Below are 18,151 nucleotides of genomic sequence, written 5' to 3'. Positions count from 1 at the left end.
TTCGCGCAATCGTTGGTGCGGTAATCGCGTTACAGTTTCGCCGTCCGGCGCGAAGGGGTGATGGATGGACGGTGGCTTCGACGGTATCTATCGCGAGCACGTGGCGCCGGTGTGGCGCTACGTGCGTGTTCGCGTACCCGCCGACGCCGACGCCGAGGACGTGGTCAGCGAGGTGTTCGTGGCGGCAATGCGGTCGTGGGAGCGCTACGACCCGTCGTCGGGATCGGTGGGTGCCTGGTTGACGGGTATCGCCCGCCACCGGGTCGCGGACTGGTGGCGGCGCAACGGCAAGACGGTGCCGGTGGAGAGTGTCGCCGATGAACCCGATACCGCTGACGGCCCGGAGACTGCCGCGCTGCGGGTTCTCGCGGCCGACGACCTGCGACGCCACCTGGCGGTGTTGACCGACCGGGAGCGCGACGCGGTGGCGTTGCGGTTCGGTGCGCGGCTGTCGTCGCCGGAAATCGGTGCGGCCCTGGGAATCTCCGCGCCAGCGGCTCGGATGCTGGTGTATCGGGCGGTGGGGAAACTGCGAGAGGTGGTGACGTGATGGACGAGGACTTCGCCGTATCCGAACAGGCGGCCGCCGATGCATTGGACGTGGCCATCGACGATGCGCTGGCCGGTGACCGGACCGACCCGGCGCTGGCCTGGCTGAGTACCGCCTTCGCCGATGCGCCGTCGGCAGCGGTCACCGAGCGGATCGCCGATCGGGTGGCCGGCGATGCGGCCGGGGTTTCCGCTGCGCCATCGCGGCGCCGCCGGATGCGTACCGGCCCTGCTCGGGTGGACCCGGCCCGGGCTTGGCGGTGGCCGCGGGTGGCCGCCGCCGTCCTCGGTGTCCTGCTGATGCTCCAGGGGTTGAGCGCGCTGGTGGCCGGGGAGTACATCGCCGAGAACATCGGCGAGCCCTTCGTGCCGCACGCCGCGACCGAAGGCGCCTTCGCCTTGATCGCCGTCGGCTTCGTCGCGCTGATCGCCTCCCTCGACCGCCAATGGGTGGTGCTGGCCGTCGCGGCCGGGGTACCGCTCGGTATCACGCTCGGCGTCCACGGTGCCCGTGAGGTGAACGTGTGGGCCTGGGGTGCGGCCCTGCACCTGACCGAGGGGCTGGCCGCGGTGGTGCTGTTGGTGTCCTTCCTCGTCGTGTGGCGGCGCGGGCGCAAGCGCAACCGATCCTCGGCGTGACAGTTGGCGGTGTCGTCGCGAAGAAGGGGTATGGACACTTCACTGGATGACAGGGCCGCGCGGATGTCGGCGCGGGCGCCCGACTGGGCGCGCGTCGCACTCGGACTGGTCGCGGTGCCACAACTGGTCGTCGGGCTGTGGGCGGTACTCGCGCCGAGGCACTTCTTCGACCATTTCCCGGGGTTCGGGCCGCTGCTCGTGGCGGCCGAGCCCCCGTTCAACGCCCACCTCACCTCCGACACCGGTACCGGATTCGTGGCGACCGGGGTGTTCGCCGCGGTGGCCGCCGGGTGGGGGCTGCGTCCGCTCGTCTTCGTCGCCGGGCTGTCGTTGTCGGCGTTCGCCCTGCCGCACTTCTGCTACCACCTGCTCAATCCGGCCGAACTCCTCAGCGGAGCCGAGAACGTGGTGAACGTCGTGGTGCTGGGCGTCGCACTGGCCGTGCCGGTCGCCGTGGCGTGGGCCAACCGCCCCCGCGGTGCAGCGGTGAGGAACTAGCGGTGGACGTGTTCGTCACCGGCGGGACCGGGGCCATCGGCGGCCATGCGGTACCGGCACTGGTCGGGGCCGGGCACCGGGTCCGGGCCCTGGCGCGCAGCGAGGAATCGGCGGCCGCGCTGACCGCGGCGGGTGCCGTGCCGGTGCGGGTGTCGCTGTTCGACGCCGAAACGCTGACCCGGGCCGTCGACCGGGCGGATGCGGTGGTGAACCTGGCGTCGGCGCTGCCTCCGACGGCGCGGTTCGTCTTCGCCTCGGCGTGGGACGAGTGTTACCGGGTCCGGTCCGCGGGGTCGGCGGCCGTCGTCGACGCGGCCCTTGCCGCCGGGGTACCGCGGGTGGTCCAGGAGTCGGTCGCCATGATCTATGCCGATCGAGGTGCGGAGTGGATCGACGAATCGGCCGCCCTCGACCACTATCCGATTGCCCGTGGCAACCACGCCGCGGAGGCGAGTGCCCGTCGCTTCGCCGCGTCGGGCGGCGAGGCCGTCGTGCTCCGATTCGGGTTGTTCTACGGGGTCGGGGCCGCCCACAGCGAGGAGATCCTCGCGCTGGCCCGCCGCCATCTCGGCTTCCGGTCCGGGCGGGGCGACGCCTACCAGTCGTCGATCGGCGCGCGGACCTGGGTGAGCGGTCCGGGACGGCTGGCGGGGCTCTTGGGGGATCGGACGACGTCGTTGACCCGCTCGCTGCGGGTCAGCAACGCGGCCTTCCGCAGCGCGACCGGATGGGCGCCGGCCTATCCGAGTGTGCACGAGGGATACCGCCAGATGGCGGCCGCACTGTGAGCCGGTTCACCGTTACAGTTCGTCGGAATCCGTCGAAGTCCAAGTGTCCACGCCAAGCGAACCGGGAGAGATGATCATGCGAGCACTACACCGCCTGTGGGGGTACCTGCGAGCCTTCTCGCAGTCGAAGCGGAACCGGGCCGACCTCTACGCCTGGCTGATCCGCCGACCGCTGGTCCTGGCGGCGACCGGCGGTTACGAGGTGTCGCTGATGTTCTCCAACCGCATCGACCCGCGCTACAAAGAGCTGGCCCTGTTGAAGGCGGCGGGCATGGTCAGCTGCGAGTTCTGCCTCGACATCGGTTCGGCGCTGGCCCGCCACGGCGGCATCACCGAGCAACAGATCCGCGACCTGCCCGTGTATGCCGACAGCGACGCCTACACGGGGTTGGAGAAGCTGGTGCTCTCCTTTGCCGAGGCCATCACGGCCACCCCGGCGGTGGGGGAGGACCTGACCGAGATTCGCGAGCAGCTTCTCGTCCACTTCTCCAAGGGCCAAATCGCCGAACTGGCCGCCGAGATCGCCTGGGAGAACCAGCGCGCCCGGTTGAACCAGGCGCTGGGCGTGCGTCCCACCGGCATGTCCGACGGTGCGACCTGTGCCCTGCCGGAACGGCGCTAGTGCTCCGGCTTGTCGGCGCCGACGAGCCACATCGAGAAGTACTGCGAGCCGCCGCCGTAGGCGTGGCCGACGGCTTTGCGCGCATCCTTGACCTGGTGCGCACCGCCCTTGCCCATCACCTGGATTGCGGCCTCGGCGAAGCGGATCATGCCCGACGCGCCGATCGGGTTGGACGAGAGCACGCCGCCGGAGGCGTTGAACGGGATCTTGCCGTCGATCTCGGTCTCGCCGGCCTCGGTCAGTTTCCAGCCCTCGTTCTCCGCGGCGAACCCCAGGTTCTCCAGCCACATCGGCTCGAACCAGGAGAACGGCACGTAGATCTCGGCGGCGTCGATCTCCTCGATCGGGTTGGTGATCCCTCCGGCGCGCCACAGCGCCGCGGAGGCATCCCGGCCCGCCTGCGGGCTGACCACGTTGCGGTGGGCGAAGCTCAGCGGTTCGGTGCGCATCGCGGTCGCGTGGATCCAGGCAACCGGATTGCCTTGTGCCACTGCCGAATCCGCGACCTCCTCGGCGCCGATCACCACGGCGCAGGCGCCGTCGGACGACGGGCAGGTCTCGTCGAATCGGATTGGGTCCCAGAGCATCTGGGACTCCATGATCTTCTCGACGGTCATGTCGGGCTGGTGCAGATGGGCCAACGGGTTGAGCGCACCGTTGCGCCGGTCCTTCGCCGCGACGATGGCGCCGATGTGTGACGGGGCGCCGGAGCGGCGGATGTAGGAGCGCACGTGCGGGGCGAAGAATCCGCCCGCGCCGGCGCCGACCGGCTTGGTGAACGGCACTGGGATCGACAGCGCCCACATGGCGTTGGACTCCGACTGCTTCTCCCACGCGACGGCGAGGACCCGCTTGTGCAGGCCGCCGAACACCATCGAGGCGGCGACGTTGGCGGTGGAACCGCCGACCGAGCCCGCGGTGTGCACGCGCAGGAGCTGCTTGCCGACGGCGCCAAGGGATTCGGCCATGGCGAACTCGGGGATCATCGTCCCCTCGAACAGGTCCGGCGCCTTGCCGATGATGATGGCGTCGATCTCGTCCATCGTGACGTTCGCGTCGGCCAGCGCCGCGTCGATCGCCTCGCGGCACATGCCGGCCATGGTCACGTCGAGTCGTTTGCTGACGTAGTTGGTCTGGCCGGTGCCGAGCACGGCGGCGCGATTGCGGTGTGCCATCAGTGTTGTCCCTCCGAGGAAAGCGTGACGACCATGTTCTGCTGCAGCAGCGGCCCGCCGGCGGCGTGGGCGAGCGCGGTGGACGCCTCGCCGGCCAGGATCGCGTGCGCGGCGTAGCCGATGCGCTGCAGCCCGGCCGAGAACAGCGAGTTGCCGGCCATCGCCCCGCCGGACGGGTTGATCCGCACCGATTCCGGCAGGCCCAGGGCCTGGCGGACGATCAGCTCTTCATGCGTGAACACGGCGTGGATCTCGGCCACGTCGACGGCCCGGTCCCGGTCGCCGAAGGCGGTGTCGCCGGCCAGCTTCGTCGACGGGGAGACGGTCAGGTCACGCGCGCCGAAGTTCGGCGAATCGATCCGGTGGTCCCACCCGGTGATGAAGGCCGGGTTGGCGACGAGTTCGCGGGCCCGCTCCTCGGTGGCGAGGATAACGGCCGCCGCCCCGTCGGTGTACGGGGCGATGTCGTGGGCTCGCAGCGGGTCGGCGACGTAGTCGGCGCCCAGCAGGTCGTCGACCGATCCGCCGCTGGTGCGGGCGGCGACCGCGGCCATGTCGGCCTCGGTCCACGTCCCCGCATCCAGGCCGGCGCGTGCCTGCAGGGCGCCGAGTGAGCGCGCGTGCGGCCACAGCGGGGCGACGGTGTACGGGTCGGTCTGCATCGACAGGGTCAGGTCGACGTCGGAGGCGCTGGCCTTGCCGAAGCCGTAGGCGAGTGCGGTGTCGACCTCCCCGGTGGCGATCTTCGCGTACGCCTCGTACAGGGCCCACGCCGCGTCCATCTCGAGGTGCGACTCGTTGATCGGCGGCATCGCGCCGATCGCGTCGATCGCCGAGATAAACGAGAAGGCCCGTCCGGCAAGGTAATCCGACGATCCGCTGCACCAGAAGCCGATGTCGGAGCGGGTGATCCCCAACTGTGCGTAGAGCTTCTCGAAGCACGGGATCAGCATCTCGACACCGTTGGTGGTGCCGTGGGTGGCGGCGACGTTCGGGCTGTGTGCGAACCCGACGATCGCGATCTTGGGCAGGGTCATCACACGTACTCCTGGTAGCTGGCGTAGTCCGCGTCGGGCTCGCCGGTCGGGCGGAAGTGGCTGATGTTGCCCATCGAGTGCTGCCATTCCTCTCGCGGCAACCACACCGCCTGCACGCGCATCCCCATGCGGACCTCGTCGGCCGGGCAGTCGAGGATCAGGTGCAGGAACGGGATGTCGGTGCCGTCGAGGAGTACATAGGCGGCCACATAGGGCGGCTTGATCTTCTGTCCCTGGAACGGAACGTTGACGATGCAGAAGGTCGTCACGATGCCGGTGTCGGGGAGGTCGACGAACTCGGCGGGCGGTGCGCCGTCGGCGGGGCTCACGTCGCGCGGCGGGAAGTAGACCCGGCCCGCGTCAACGCCGGAGGCCATGCGGTTGCCGATGAGTTTGCCGCCGGCGATGCCCTCGAGGAACACCGACTCGGCCTCGGTGGCGCTGTGTTCGATCCGGGTGCTTATCGGGGTGGCCACGACGACGCGACCGTTGGACTCGGTCGGCAACTCGGCGGTGTTGGCCGGGGCCGTCGCGGCGGCATCGCCCGGTTCGAAGTGGCTGATGTCGGTGATCAACCCGGTGCGGGCGGCCCGCCACACGGCATGCACCCGCATCCCGGTGCTCATCGTGGCGGCGTCCTCGACGGCCACGGCGTGCAGCAGGGCGGTGTCGGCCCCGTCGAGCCGGATCAGCGCCCAGGCGAAGGGCCGGTCCAGTGGCTGGGGTGCGGCCGGCTCGGGCTGCCACGTCCAGGACGTCACGGTGCCGACGGTGGCCACGTCGACCAGGTCGGTGGTGGCCTTGCCGGTGGCCGGGTCGAACTCGACCGGTGGGACGAAGACCCGCCCGTCGCTGCTCGCCGACCCGAGGATCCGTCCCTCGCGCAGGGCGAGGGCGAAGGGGGAGAGCACCGGGCCCAGCGACCGGGTGTAGGCGAAGGTGTTTGTCAGCGGTGCGGACAGGATCTCCGTGGCGGGCGCGGGTACCTCCGCGACGGGATCAGTAGTCGGACGTGTACTCACAACATCTACTAGAACACGTTCTAAGTTTAATTGGCAAGGCACAGTTCATCAACCGCGTTGATCGGGCGGAACAGGTTCTAAGTCAATGGTCCAACTCGATCGTGACCTCGTCGGGGGCGGGTGCCGCCTGGCGGGCAGCATCAGTCTGGCACGCTCGGGTACCCGCGGCGCGCTACGAAGACATCGTCGGGAGGGTCGGACGGATGGGCGGCGTCGCCGACCGTTGTCTGAGACCCTACTCGCCGGTGAAGACCGGCCTCTCCTTGTTGGCAAAGGCCCGGGGGCCGATCTTGGCGTCGGCGGACTGGAAGACGGACTTGCCGAGCACAGCGTCGATCTTGAACGCCTCCTCCTCGTGCAGCCCCTCGGAATCGCGGATGGTCTTCAGGATCGCCTGGACGGCCAGCGGGCCGTTGGCGGCGATCTGCTCGGCGAGTTCGAGCGCCTTGTCCAGGGCGGTGCCGTCCGGAACGACGTGGCCGACCAAGCCGTACTCCTTGGCCTCCGCGGCGCTGATGTGGCGTCCGGTCAGCAGGATGTCGCAGGCGACGGTGTAGGGGATCTGGCGGACCAAGCGCACCGCGCTGCCGCCGAGCGGGAACAGTCCCCACTTCGCCTCGGACACCCCGAACTTGGCGCTCTCGGCGGCGACGCGGATATCGGTGCCCTGCAGGATCTCGGTACCGCCGGCGATCGCCGGACCCTCGACCGCGGCGATGAGCGGCTTGGTCAGTCGGCGCCCCTTGAGTAGCGCGGGCATCTTGGTGAGGTCCCAGCCGCTCTCGTTGGAGAACCGGTCGCCCGGGGCCTGTTTGTTCATCGCCTTGAGGTCGGCGCCGGCGCAGAAGTACCCGCCGGCTCCGGTTAGGATCGCGACGCGGATCTCCGGGTCATCGTCAACGGTGTTCCAGGCCTGTTCCATGATGGCCATCATCTCGGTGGACAGGGCGTTGCGCGCCTGCGGCCGGTTCATGGTCACGATCAGGACGTGGCCGCGCTTCTCGACGAGGCACTCCGGTTCACGGTATTCGGCGGTGGTCATGGTTCCTCCAGCAGGCGGTCTGAGCAAGTGCTTGCCGAAAACGGTAACACGTTCTAGTTTCTAGGCATGGCCTTTACCATTGCCGATCTCTTCGAGCATGCCGTCGACCTCGTTCCCGAACGCGTTGCCCTCGAATCCGGAGGGCGTTCGCGGACGTACGCCGAGCTCGAGGAGCGGGCTAACCGGCTCGCGCACGCACTCATCGACGCCGGTGTCGAGCCCGGCGACTCGGTTGGTTTGTACAGCAGAAACACGATCGAAGCGGTCGAGTCGATGCTCGCCATCTTCAAGGCGCGGGCGGTGATGGCCAACGTGAACTACCGCTACGTCGAGGCCGAGCTCTCCCACATCTTCACCGACTCCGGGATGAAGGTGCTCATCCATGAGGGCCGCTACGACGACCGGGTGTGCAACACGTTGCAGAATTGGGACACCGCGATCACCCACCGGATCGTCGTCGGCGACGCCGGGGATGGCGGGGACGGCGGGGACGCCCCCGCCCAGGTGGACGGTGTGGCAGTCCTCGACTACGAGGCGGCCCTGCAGCAGGCGTCGCCGGAGCGGGACTTCTCGCTGCGCACCGACGACGACCTCTACATGCTCTACACCGGCGGCACCACCGGGAAGCCCAAGGGCGTCGTGTGGCGGCAGGAAGACGTGTGGCGCGTCCTCGGCGGCGGCATCGACTGGTACTCCGGCGAACCCGTCTCCGACGAGTGGCAACTGGCCAAGCTGGGTGCCGAAGGCGGTCAGCTCGTCCGCTTCCCGATCCCGCCCTTCATCCACGGCGGGTCGCAATGGGCCATCTTCCAGTCGCTGTTCGCCGGCGGCAAGGCCGTCGTGTACCCCGACTTCGATGCGCAGGAGGCCTGGCGGATCGTCGAGCGCCACGGCGTCAACGTCGTCTTCATCACCGGTGATGCGATGGGGCGGCCGATGATCGAGGCCTACGAGAACGGCGAATTCGACACGTCCACCCTCGTTTCGGTGGCCTCGTCGGCGGCCTTGTTCTCCCCGACGATCAAAGACCGGTACGTCGCGGCCTTCCCCAACACCGTCGTCGTCGACGCCATCGGCTCGTCAGAGACCGGTTTCGGCGGGATGAGCGTCGCGGTGAAGGGCGAGAGCCATGTCGGCGCGCCCCAGGTCAAGGCCGATCCCGAGACCCACGTGCTGCGCGAGGATGGGACGCCGGTCACTGCGGGCAGCGGGGAAGTGGGCGTGCTGGCCCGCTCGGGACACGTACCGCTGCGCTATCACAACGATCCGGAGAAGTCGGCGAAGACCTTCGTCACCTACGGCGGTGTGCGTTACTCGCTGCCCGGCGACTTCGCCACGTTGGAGGCCGACGGCACGATCACCATGCTCGGCCGCGGCTCGGTGTCGATCAACACCGGCGGCGAGAAGGTTTTCCCCGAAGAGGTCGAGGCCGCGCTCAAGGCCCATCCGGACGTCTTCGACGTCTCCGTCGTCGGCATCCCCGACGAGCGGTTCGGCCAGCGGGTGGCCGCCGTCGTGCAGGCCCGCGACGGAGCCCGACCGCCGTTGGCCGAGCTCGGCGCCGCCGCCCGGGCCGAGCTGGCCGGGTACAAGGTGCCCCGTGCGGTGTGGTTCGTCGACGAACTCAAGCGTTCCCCCGCCGGCAAGCCCGACTACCGGTGGGCGGTGTCGGTCACCGAGGCCGCGCCCGCCGACGAGACCGAATAGCCCCCGATCTTCCACGACGTCAGGAAACAGTATGAAAACCCAGCTCAGCGAGCGGTTCGGCATCGAGTACCCGATCTTCGGGTTCACCCCGAGTGAGGATGTCGCCGCCGCCATCAGTCGCGCCGGCGGTCTCGGCGTCCTCGGCTGTGTGCGCTTCAACGAGGCCGAGGAACTCGACGCCGTGCTCGAGCGCATGCACGAGCTCACCGAGGGCAAGCCCTTCGGCGTCGACGTCGTGATGCCCGCCAAGATCCCGACCGAGGGATCCAAGGTCGACCTCGACGCGATGATCCCGCCGGAGCACCGGGCCTTCGTCGAGCGTGTCCTCGACGACCTCGGCGTCCCGCCGCTGCCCGACGGCAGCCGCGTCAACACCGGGGTGCTCGGTTGGCTGCATTCGGTCGCCCGCAGCCACGTCGACGTGGCCATGGAGCACGCCCGCAAGTACGGACAGATCAAACTGATCGCCAACGCGCTGGGCTCCCCGCCCGACGACGTGATCGACCTTGCCCACCGCAACGGTGTGGCCGTCGCGGCCCTGGCCGGGGCCAAAGAACATGCCCAGCACCACGTGCAGGCCGGCGTCGACATCGTCATTGCGCAGGGATACGAGGGCGGTGGGCACACCGGCGAGGTGACCTCCATGGTGCTGTGGCCCGAGATCGTCGATGCGATGGGCGACACCGCGCCGGTACTCGCCGCCGGCGGCGTCGGCGACGGTCGCCAGATCGCGGCCGCGATCGCCCTTGGCGCCCAAGGTGTCTGGATGGGCACCTACTGGTTGACCGCGGCGGAATACAAGCTCGGCGCGTCGGGAGACGGTCCGTCGACGGTGCAGGAGGCGCTGCTCAAGGCGACCTCGCGGGACACCGTGCGCCGGCGCATCTACTCCGGCAAGCCCGCCCGGCTGCTCAAGACCAAGTGGACCGACGCCTGGGATGCCCCCAATGCGCCGGAGCCGCTGCCGATGCCGTTGCAGAACCTGCTCGTCGGTGAGGCGCACGCGCGCATCTCGTCGTCCGACGACCCCGAGGTCATCGCGATGCCGGCCGGTCAGATCGTCGGGCGGATGAACGCCATCACGCCGGTCGCCGAGCTGGTCGCCGACCTGGTGGAGGGGTACGAAGCCGCTGTCGCGCGGATGAACGCCACGCTGTAACGCCCGGTCAGCAATAGCCCCGTCGGCCTCGTCTTTGTGGTCGAATGAACCCCTATGGGTCGCCGCGGAAACCTCCGCCGGCGCACTACGAAAGGGGATGACCATGGCTTGGTCGATTGAACAGATCGGGGATCAGACGGGACGGACCGTCGTGATTACCGGGGCGAACGGTGGTTTGGGGGAGATGGCCACCCGTGTCCTCGCCGAGCGCGGCGCCACCGTCGTGATGGCCTGTCGCGACACCGCGAAGGCCGAGTTGATCGCCGAAGGCATTTCCGGTGACGTGCGGGTCAAGCCGCTCGACCTGGCCAATCTCGCGTCGGTGCGGGACTTCGCCGCGCGGGTGGGCGAACTCGACGTGTTGATCAACAACGCGGGGCTGATGAACCTGCCGCTGAAGCGGACCGCCGACGGTTTTGAGATGCAGTTCGGCGTCAACCACCTCGGCCACTTCGCGTTGACCGGGCTCCTGCTGGACAAGATCGGCGACCGGGTGGTCACCGTCGCGAGCATCGCGCACCGGCAGACCCCGAAGCTGTGGATCGACGACCTCAATTACGAGCACCGCCGGTACCAGCGCAACCTGGCCTACGCGCAGGCGAAGCTGGCCAACCTCATGTTCGCGCGGGAGTTGCAGCGCCGCCTCGACGAGGTCGGCTCGCCGCTGCGCTCCTATGCCGTGCATCCCGGGGTGTCGGGCACCGATCTGTTCACCAAGACCGAGACGCCGGTCGACCTCGTCGGCAAGACCTTCGCGTCGGTGTGGGGCCACAAGCCGAGCCGGGCCGTCGAGTCGATCCTCTTCGGGGCGACCGAACCCGACGCCGATCCGCACAAGTACTGGGGTCCGACGGGCGGGATCGGCCAGTCGCGCGGACCGGTGCGCTCGGCGCCGTCGTCGAAGCTGTCGCAGGACCAGGGTTTGTGGCGTCGCCTCTGGGAGCAGTCCGAGGTGATGACCGGGGTGACCTACACGCTGCCCCGGCCGGTGGATCTGGCGGCCGAGTAGGCGCCATGACCACCCCGCTGAAGATTGCGACGGCCGATCACATCCAGATCTGGACGATCAACCGTCCGGACGTGGGGAATGCGATCACCGGGCTCGACGTCATCGAGGCACTCGAGCGCGCGGTCGACGAGGCCAACGCGGACACGCGCGTGCGGGCGGTGATCCTCACCGGTGAGGGCAAGATCTTCTCCGCCGGCGGCAACGTCAAGGAGATGGCCGACCGGCAGGGCATGTTCGGCGTCGACGAGCGGGCCAAGCGGCGCGCCTACGTCGCCGGAATCCAGCGCATCCCACGGGCCCTGCGACGCCTCGAGGTGCCGATCATCGCGGCGGTGAACGGAGCCGCGATCGGCGCCGGGCTCGATCTGGCGATGATGTGCGATATATCCGAATCGCTTCGGAGAGGGCGACTTTCGCGGAGAGTTTCGTCTCGTTGGGCCTGATCCCGGGGGATGGCGGCACCTGGTTCCTGCCGCGGGCGATCGGTTGGGAACGCGCCGCGGAGATGACGTTCACCGGCGACCGGATCGATGCCGCAACCGCACTGTCCTGGGGGTTGGTCAGCAAGGTCGTGGGGCATGAGACGCTGCTCGCCGAGGCCGACCGGCTCGCCGAGCGGATCGCGAAGAACCCCGGGGAGGCGCTGCGGATGGCCAAGCGGTTGCTGCAGGAGTCGCAGGCGGGTTCGCTGGAGTCGGTGCTCGGTATGGCCGCGGCGATGCAACCGCTGGCCCATCTCGACCCCGAGCATGAGGCGCGGATTGCCCGGTGGCGCACCGGCGAGGGCCCAGTCGACGGGAAGTAGGGCCCAGTCGACGGGAAGTAGGGCCCAGTCGGCGGGGATTAGGGCCCAGTCGGCGGGGATTAGGGCCCAGTCGGCGGAGAGGGGCGGTAGCGGCCGTCATCGGCGCACCGGGACCAGTCGGGCCCGAAACCGGCGTCGCGCAGCGCCGCGCGCACCGTCTTGAACGTGGCCGTCTGCGGCAACGCGTCGACGATCCGGACCTGTGACGGCCACTGCTTGGGGCCCAGGTCTGGTTGTGCGGCAAGGAAATCGGAGAACTCCTGCGCCGTCAGGCCGGGGGCCACGAGGGCCGCCCACAGTTCGTCGCCGATCTCCACCGGCACCCCGTAGACCGCCGCCCGGCGGATCGCCGGGTGGCGCAGCAAGATGGCCTCGATCGGCGCCGTGCCGATGTTCTCCCCGTCGACGCGGGCCCAGTCGCCCAGGCGGCCGGCGAATCGCACATAGCCGTCCTCGCCCACCCAACCGAGATCGCCGGTGCGGTACATCCCACCGCGGATCCGCTGCACCGTGGCCTCGTCGTCGTGGTAGTAGCCGTCGAACAAGCCGGGGCCGGACGTGTTCACGATCTCGCCGACCTCGCCGACTGGCATGGGCGCCAACGACTTCGGGTCGACGACGGCGACCGGCGCAATCAACGGACCCAGTGCGTCGGCAGGGGTGTCCGGCGTCCGGGAGATGGAGACTCCCCCCTCGGTGGAGCCGAACCCGTCGACCACGGTGGCGCCGAACCGCTCGGCGAATGCGGCGCGGTCGGCCGCAGTCGCCTCGTTGCCGTACATGATCCGCAGCGCCACCTGGGCGTCGCGCGGATCCGGCGGGACCGCCAGTACGTAGTGCAGCGGGGTGCCGACATAGTTCGCGTAGGTCACCCGGTAGCGGTGCAGGTCGTCGATGAACCCGCGCGCGGAGAACGACGGGCGCAGCGCGATCGAGGCGCCGGCCGCCAGGGCGACCGCCCAGCCGGCGATCGTCGCGTTGGAGTGGAACAGCGGCATCGACAGATAGACGACGTCGGTGGGGCCCAACCCGAAACGTTGCGCCAACATCACCGCCGGGGCCGCGAACTTGCGGTGGCTGCACCGCACCGCTTTCGGTTCGCCGGTGGTACCCGAGGTGAAGATCAGCATGAGCTGTTGGTCGGGGCTGCGCGGCACGACGACGGCTTCGGCGGGCAGCCGATGGCGCGCGAGGCGCTCGGCCCATTCGCGGCCGTCGAGGTCGTAGGTCGCCACGGCGAGCCCGGCGTCGGCGATCAACCCCGCGGTGCTGCCGTCGACGAGGACGAACTGGCAGTCGGCCTTCTCCGCGTCGCGGCGCAGGGCCTCGCCGCGGCGCGTCGTGTTCAACCCGACGACGACGAATCCGCCGAGGGCCGCGGCCGCGAGCGCCTCGCAGTAGGAGATCGAGTTGGCGGCGGCCACCCCGACGTGCGGCGGGCGGGCCGGGTCGAGCTGCTCGTCGATCGCCGCGGCCAGCCGCGCCGCCCGGCGCAGGTGGTCGCGCCAGCTCACCTGCGCGTCGCCACAGCGCAACCCCCGGTCGGTCACCGCGGTCAGCGGTGCCAACAGCTCGGACAGCGAGCGCGCATCGGTGACCGTGGACATCGGACGAATCGCGGTGGTGCTCAGGCGGGTTCGCCGGCGAGGCGGTCGCCGAGGCGGGCCAGCACGGCCGGTTCCGCCGCGAGGGCGAACTCGTTGTGCTTGGCGCGCAAGAAGTACCGGTGCGTCGGGTGCGAGGTGTCCAGGCCGACGCCGCCGTGCACGTGGACCGCGGTGTGGGCGACGCGGTGCCCGGCCTGTCCGGCCCAGAACTTGGCGGTGTCGATGGCGGAGGCGGCGTCGAGGCCCTCGGCCAGCTGCCACGCCGCCTGGGTGGTGGTCAGCACCAGTCCCTGGACGTCGATGTAGCCGTCGGCGAGGCGCTGGGCCACCGCTTGGAAGGACCCGATCTTGCGGTCGAACTGCTCGCGGTCGGCGGCGTAGGCGGCGGTGAGGCGCAACGCCTCGTCGAGGATCCCGCACTGTTCGGCGCAGGCCGCCAGGGTGAGCCGGTCGACCAGGGCCGCGACCGCGCCGGTCCCGGCCGCGACGATGTTCTCGGCGGGTACGGCGACGTCGGTGAAGTCCACCTGCGCGGTGGGGAGCAGGCCGGTCGACGGGGTCGGGATGACGCTCAGCCCGGGCGCATCGGCGGCGACCAGGGCCGCGACCGGGCCGCCGGACCCGTCGGCGGTCACCAGCAGGGCGTCGGCGGCGGTGGCGAAGGCCACGTTCACCTTCGTCCCATTCAGCACCCCGTCGGCCGGTGTCGATGTGGCCGGCTCGCCGGCGCCGAGTCGCAGCGCGGGGGAGTAGGGGTCGTATACGGCGTCCTCGTCGACGGCGACGGCGATGACCGCCTCGCCGGCGGCCACGCGGGCCACCCAGCCGTCGCGGGCCGGCGCCGACCACTGTGCCAACGTGGGCAGCACGGCGATGGCGGTGCTGGCGTAGGGCACGACGCCCAGGGCGCGGCCGAGTTGGGTCGCGACGGTCACCGTGTCGACGGTGGTGCGGCCGCCGCCCACGTCGGCGAGGCCCTCGGGCAGTTCGAGGCCGATCAGCCCGGCATTGCCCAACTCCCGCCAGAGCGCGGCGTCGAGCGGGGCGCCCTGCGCCTCGAGTTCGGCGACGCGTTCCGTGGTGGAGAGCTTGGCGGTGATGTCGCGGACGAGGGCGAGGAGTTCGCCGGTCGTCTCGTCGGTGGTGAAGTCCACGATGGTCTCCTATCGCCGCTGGTGCGGCTGGCCGAGGGCGAGCATGGCGATGATGTCGCGCTGGATCTCGTTGGTGCCGCCGCCGAAGGTGAGGATCAGCGACGAGCGCTGGAACCGTTCCAGGCGGCCCAACAGGTGTGCCCCGGTCGAGCCCTGGCGCAGGGTGGCCGCCGGGCCGACGACCTGCATGAGCAGGCGGTAGGCGTCGGTGGCGAACTCGGTGCCGTAGACCTTGGTGGCGGACGCGTCGGCGGGGCTGGGCGCCTCGCCGGAACCGGCCTGCGAGGCGATCTTCCAGTTGATGAGTTTGAGGAACTCGACCCCGGCGTGCACCCGGGCCAGGTTGGCGCGCACCCACGGGGCGTCGATGACGCGGTCGCCGGTGGGCGTCTTGGTCTCCTGGGCCCAGCGGGTGGTCTCGCGCAGCGCGTTCTGGATGGGGGCGGCGCTGCACAGCGCCACCCGCTCGTTGTTGAGCTGGTTGGTCACCAGCGGCCAGCCCCCGCCGCGCTCGCCGACCAGCGACGAGGTCGGCACGCGGACGTCTTGGTAGTAGGTGGCCGAGGTGTCCACCCCGGCCATCGTGTGCACTGTCGTATAGGAGAAGCCCTCGGCGGTGGTCGGCACGATCAGCATCGAGATGCCCTTGTGCTTCGAGGCCGTCGGGTCGGTGCGGCAGGCCAGCCACACGTAGTCGGCGTAGGGGATGAGGCTGGTCCACATCTTCTGGCCGTTGATGACGAACTCGTCGCCGTCCTCGACGGCGGTCGTGCGCAGCGATGCGAGGTCGGTGCCGGCGCCGGGTTCGGAGTAGCCGATCGAGAAGTGCAGCTCGCCCGAGGCGATCTTGGGCAGGAAGAACTGCTTCTGCTCGTCGGTGCCGAAGGCCATGATCGTCGGGGCGACCGAGTTGATGGTCAGAAACGGGACGGGAGCCCCGGCGATCGCGGCCTCGTCGGTGAAGATCAGCTGGTCCATCATCGACCGGTTGGCGCCGCCGTAGGCCTCCGGCCATCCGAGCGCGAGCCACCCGTCGGCCCCCATCTGGCGGACGACGTCGCGGTAGGCATCCCCCTCGCCCAGTTCGCCCGACGACGAGCTGAGCGCTGCGCGGCGCTCCGGGGTCATCAATTTGTCGAAGTAGGCGCGCAGTTCTCGGCGGAGCGCCTCCTGCGATTCGGAATAGGCGATGCGCATGGCGGTCCAGCTTTCCTTGAGGGGTTTGCTCGCTTGATTCTGTAACACGTTCTAACCTGTACGAAGCGGGTTCGTCAACCGAGGCGGCCCCCGAGGAGAGGAGTTGGTCGATGAAAGTCACCTGCGACTTCGACCTGTGTGAATCCAACGCGATCTGCGTGGGGATGGCACCGGATGTCTTCGAGCTCGACGATGACGATTACCTGGTCATCCTGCAAGAAGATGTTCCCGAGGACCGCGCCGAGGAGATGCGCCAGGTCGTGGCCAGCTGCCCCAAGTCGGCGCTGAGCCTGCACGAATAAACGGGGTGATCTTTTTCCGGGGTGTCAGCCCACACCCCGAGGCGAACCTGTATGGTGCCTGAAACAGGTTCTAGTTTTGGTCCGGATCTGCTGGACCGCAATCAGACATGGCGAAGGGGACAAGTGTGAGTGATTCGTTGCGCGGCCGCGTCGCGGTGGTGACCGGTGCCGGTGCCGGATTGGGCCGGGCCGAGGCCATCGGATTGGCCCGGGCCGGTGCGACGGTCATCGTCAACGACCTCGCCTCCGCCCTGTCTGACAGCGATGTGCTCGACGAGATCGCGGCCGCGGGTTCCCGCGGCGTCTCGGTGGCGGGCGACATCTCGGAGTCGGCGACGGCAACCGAGATCATGCGCACCGCCACCGAGGATCTCGGCGGCCTGCACATCGTCGTGAACAACGCCGGTGTCGTCCGAGACACCATGCTGTTCAACATGACTGACGAGGAATGGGACCTGGTGCAGCGCGTGCACCTGCGCGGTCACTTCTTGCTCAACCGCAATGCCGCCGCCCACTGGCGGGCCGAGGCCAAGGCGGGCGACGGCACGACCTACGGCCGTCTGATCAACACCTCCTCCGAGGCGGGACTGCTGGGTCCGCCCGGACAGGCCAACTACGCCGCCGCCAAGGCCGGCATCACCGCCCTGACCCTCTCCGCCTCCCGCGCCCTGGGGCGCTATGGTGTGACGGCCAACGCGATCTGCCCGAGGGCCCGCACGGCGATGACCGCCGACGTGTTCGGTGACGCTCCGACCGACGGCGTCGACCCGCTGTCGCCGGAGCACGTCGTCGAGCTGGTGACCTATCTGGCCGGTCCGTCGGCGTCCTCGGTGAACGGTCAACTCTTCGTCGTCTACGGCCCCCAGGTCACCCTGATGGCCGCACCGGAGATCGCCCAGGTATTCCGGGCCGACGGTGATGGATGGGGTGACGAGGAGCTTGATTCTGCGTTGACCAGCTACTTCGCGGCGCGCGACTCCGGGATCGGCTTTTCCAGTAACGCCTTGGTCAACTGACCATCTATCAATTCCAACGCATGATAAGTTCGCGAAAGCCAACGGGGAGGAGTGACGGTGCTCACAAAGCTCGCGTCGCCATTCGCCGCGTTCGGTGACTTCTTCGCGCTCACGACCGAGGCCTCCCGTGAACTCTTCCGCCGACCGTTTCAGTGGCGCGAGACCGTGGAATGCTCCTGGGCGATTGCGCGCGTCTCCATGGTCCCGACGCTGCTCGTCGCCATCCCGTTCACCGTCCTGGTGAGCTTCACCCTCAATATTCTGCTGCGCGAGATCGGCGCGCAGGACCTGTCGGGGGCCGGGGCGGCACTGGGCACCATCACTCAGATCGGCCCGATCGTCACCGTGCTGATCGTCGCCGGCGCGGGCGCCACGGCCATCTGCGCCGACCTCGGCGCCCGCACGATCCGCGAAGAGATCGACGCGATGAAGGTGCTCGGCATCAACCCGATCCACCGCCTCGTGGTGCCGCGCGTGATCGCCTCGACCGGGGTCGCGCTGCTGCTGAACAGCCTCGTCTGCACCATCGGCATCGGTGGCGGGTTCGTCTTCTCGGTTTACCTGCAGGACGTCAACCCGGGTGCCTTTCTCGCCAACCTGACCCTGCTCACCGGTCTCGGCGAGCTGATGATCTCGATGGTCAAGGCAGCCCTCTTCGGCCTGTTCGCCGGTCTCGTCGCCTGCTACCAGGGCCTGAACGTCTCCGGCGGCGCCAAGGGCGTCGGCGACGCGGTCAACGAGACGGTGGTCTATTCGTTCATGGCCCTGTTCGTCGTCAACATCGTCGTCACGGCGGTCGGTCTCACCGCGACGGGAGGATGAC

At 69.3% G+C, this 18,151-nt stretch carries 18 protein-coding genes and 1 pseudogene; 12 read left to right on the top strand and 7 right to left on the bottom strand.

The genetic code is table 11. From position 1 onward, the window contains the following. Window positions 1-64 precede the first annotated feature (64 nt). The 5 genes from nbrcactino_RS15585 to nbrcactino_RS15565 all read left to right on the top strand — a co-directional run bounded on the left by nbrcactino_RS15585 (window position 65) and on the right by nbrcactino_RS15565 (window position 3,096). Complete coding sequence (locus nbrcactino_RS15585) at window positions 65-550, top strand: RNA polymerase sigma factor (RefSeq protein WP_161928398.1); 486 nt, start codon at window positions 65-67, stop codon at window positions 548-550. Continuing rightward, the gene (locus nbrcactino_RS15580; RefSeq protein ID WP_161928397.1) at window positions 550-1,188 is read left to right on the top strand and encodes a hypothetical protein; all 639 of its coding nucleotides are present in this window, start codon (window positions 550-552) and stop codon (window positions 1,186-1,188) included. Before nbrcactino_RS15585 ends, nbrcactino_RS15580 begins: the two co-directional genes overlap by 1 nt. Window positions 1,189-1,218: 30 nt before the next feature. Further along, entirely contained in the window at window positions 1,219-1,686 is a 468-nt protein-coding gene (locus nbrcactino_RS15575) for a hypothetical protein (RefSeq protein ID WP_161928396.1), read from the top strand. 2 nt (window positions 1,687-1,688) lie between these two features. Next, the gene (locus tag nbrcactino_RS15570; protein ID WP_161928395.1) at window positions 1,689-2,474 is read left to right on the top strand and encodes an NAD-dependent epimerase/dehydratase family protein; all 786 of its coding nucleotides are present in this window, start codon (window positions 1,689-1,691) and stop codon (window positions 2,472-2,474) included. 76 nt (window positions 2,475-2,550) lie between these two features. Beyond that, window positions 2,551-3,096 (top strand): carboxymuconolactone decarboxylase family protein, encoded by a 546-nt coding sequence (locus nbrcactino_RS15565; protein ID WP_161928394.1) that lies wholly within the window; start codon window positions 2,551-2,553, stop codon window positions 3,094-3,096. Here nbrcactino_RS15565 and nbrcactino_RS15560 read toward each other — a convergent pair. The 4 genes from nbrcactino_RS15560 to nbrcactino_RS15545 form a co-directional block, all read right to left on the bottom strand. Next, window positions 3,093-4,271 (bottom strand): thiolase family protein, encoded by a 1,179-nt coding sequence (locus nbrcactino_RS15560; protein ID WP_161928393.1) that lies wholly within the window; start codon window positions 4,269-4,271, stop codon window positions 3,093-3,095. The genes nbrcactino_RS15565 and nbrcactino_RS15560 overlap by 4 nt on opposite strands. Further along, window positions 4,271-5,308, bottom strand: a complete 1,038-nt coding sequence (locus nbrcactino_RS15555) for a thiolase family protein (protein ID WP_161928392.1) — start codon at window positions 5,306-5,308, stop codon at window positions 4,271-4,273. Before nbrcactino_RS15555 ends, nbrcactino_RS15560 begins: the two co-directional genes overlap by 1 nt. Next, a complete protein-coding gene (locus tag nbrcactino_RS15550; RefSeq protein WP_161928391.1) occupies window positions 5,308-6,330 on the bottom strand; it encodes a Zn-ribbon domain-containing OB-fold protein in 1,023 nt (340 codons plus the stop codon). The genes nbrcactino_RS15555 and nbrcactino_RS15550 overlap by 1 nt, the downstream gene beginning before the upstream one ends. A gap of 235 nt (window positions 6,331-6,565) precedes the next feature. Continuing rightward, window positions 6,566-7,372 carry a crotonase/enoyl-CoA hydratase family protein gene (locus nbrcactino_RS15545; protein ID WP_161928390.1) on the bottom strand — a complete coding sequence of 269 codons (807 nt, stop codon included), beginning with the start codon at window positions 7,370-7,372 and terminating at the stop codon, window positions 6,566-6,568. A gap of 66 nt (window positions 7,373-7,438) precedes the next feature. On the opposite strand from nbrcactino_RS15545, the gene nbrcactino_RS15540 reads away from it, so the two are divergent. The 4 genes and pseudogenes from nbrcactino_RS15540 to nbrcactino_RS15525 all read left to right on the top strand — a co-directional run bounded on the left by nbrcactino_RS15540 (window position 7,439) and on the right by nbrcactino_RS15525 (window position 12,052). Continuing rightward, entirely contained in the window at window positions 7,439-9,079 is a 1,641-nt protein-coding gene (locus nbrcactino_RS15540) for an acyl-CoA synthetase (protein WP_161928389.1), read from the top strand. A gap of 31 nt (window positions 9,080-9,110) precedes the next feature. Further along, the gene (locus nbrcactino_RS15535; protein ID WP_161928388.1) at window positions 9,111-10,238 is read left to right on the top strand and encodes an NAD(P)H-dependent flavin oxidoreductase; all 1,128 of its coding nucleotides are present in this window, start codon (window positions 9,111-9,113) and stop codon (window positions 10,236-10,238) included. 103 nt (window positions 10,239-10,341) lie between these two features. Beyond that, window positions 10,342-11,247: an oxidoreductase gene (locus tag nbrcactino_RS15530; protein ID WP_161928387.1), complete on the top strand. Its 906-nt coding sequence runs from the start codon at window positions 10,342-10,344 to the stop codon at window positions 11,245-11,247. 5 nt (window positions 11,248-11,252) lie between these two features. Continuing rightward, window positions 11,253-12,052: pseudogene (locus tag nbrcactino_RS15525) on the top strand (crotonase/enoyl-CoA hydratase family protein). Window positions 12,053-12,111: 59 nt separating this feature from the next. Here the strand turns inward: nbrcactino_RS15525 and nbrcactino_RS15520 are convergent. From nbrcactino_RS15520 to nbrcactino_RS15510, 3 genes are read right to left on the bottom strand one after another with little or no spacing between them, the layout of a single operon-like run. Further along, window positions 12,112-13,659 carry an AMP-binding protein gene (locus nbrcactino_RS15520; RefSeq protein WP_161928386.1) on the bottom strand — a complete coding sequence of 516 codons (1,548 nt, stop codon included), beginning with the start codon at window positions 13,657-13,659 and terminating at the stop codon, window positions 12,112-12,114. A gap of 20 nt (window positions 13,660-13,679) precedes the next feature. After that, on the bottom strand, window positions 13,680-14,813 hold the full coding sequence (locus nbrcactino_RS15515; protein WP_161928385.1) for an acyl-CoA dehydrogenase family protein: 1,134 nt from the start codon (window positions 14,811-14,813) through the stop codon (window positions 13,680-13,682). Between the two features lie 9 nt (window positions 14,814-14,822). Next, on the bottom strand, window positions 14,823-16,010 hold the full coding sequence (locus nbrcactino_RS15510) for an acyl-CoA dehydrogenase family protein (protein WP_161928384.1): 1,188 nt from the start codon (window positions 16,008-16,010) through the stop codon (window positions 14,823-14,825). Window positions 16,011-16,120: 110 nt separating this feature from the next. On the opposite strand from nbrcactino_RS15510, the gene nbrcactino_RS15505 reads away from it, so the two are divergent. From nbrcactino_RS15505 to nbrcactino_RS15495, 3 genes are all read left to right on the top strand, one after another. Continuing rightward, complete coding sequence (locus tag nbrcactino_RS15505) at window positions 16,121-16,312, top strand: ferredoxin (protein WP_161928383.1); 192 nt, start codon at window positions 16,121-16,123, stop codon at window positions 16,310-16,312. 125 nt (window positions 16,313-16,437) lie between these two features. Beyond that, complete coding sequence (locus nbrcactino_RS15500; RefSeq protein WP_161928382.1) at window positions 16,438-17,328, top strand: 3-oxoacyl-ACP reductase; 891 nt, start codon at window positions 16,438-16,440, stop codon at window positions 17,326-17,328. A gap of 57 nt (window positions 17,329-17,385) precedes the next feature. Then, window positions 17,386-18,150 (top strand): MlaE family ABC transporter permease, encoded by a 765-nt coding sequence (locus nbrcactino_RS15495; protein WP_161928381.1) that lies wholly within the window; start codon window positions 17,386-17,388, stop codon window positions 18,148-18,150. Window position 18,151 lies beyond the last annotated feature (1 nt).

This window comes from Gordonia crocea, from assembly GCF_009932435.1.
GTDB lineage: Bacteria > Actinomycetota > Actinomycetes > Mycobacteriales > Mycobacteriaceae > Gordonia > Gordonia crocea.
Note: the sequence above shows the minus strand (reverse complement) of the source record. Positions and strands in the feature narration are given on the sequence as shown.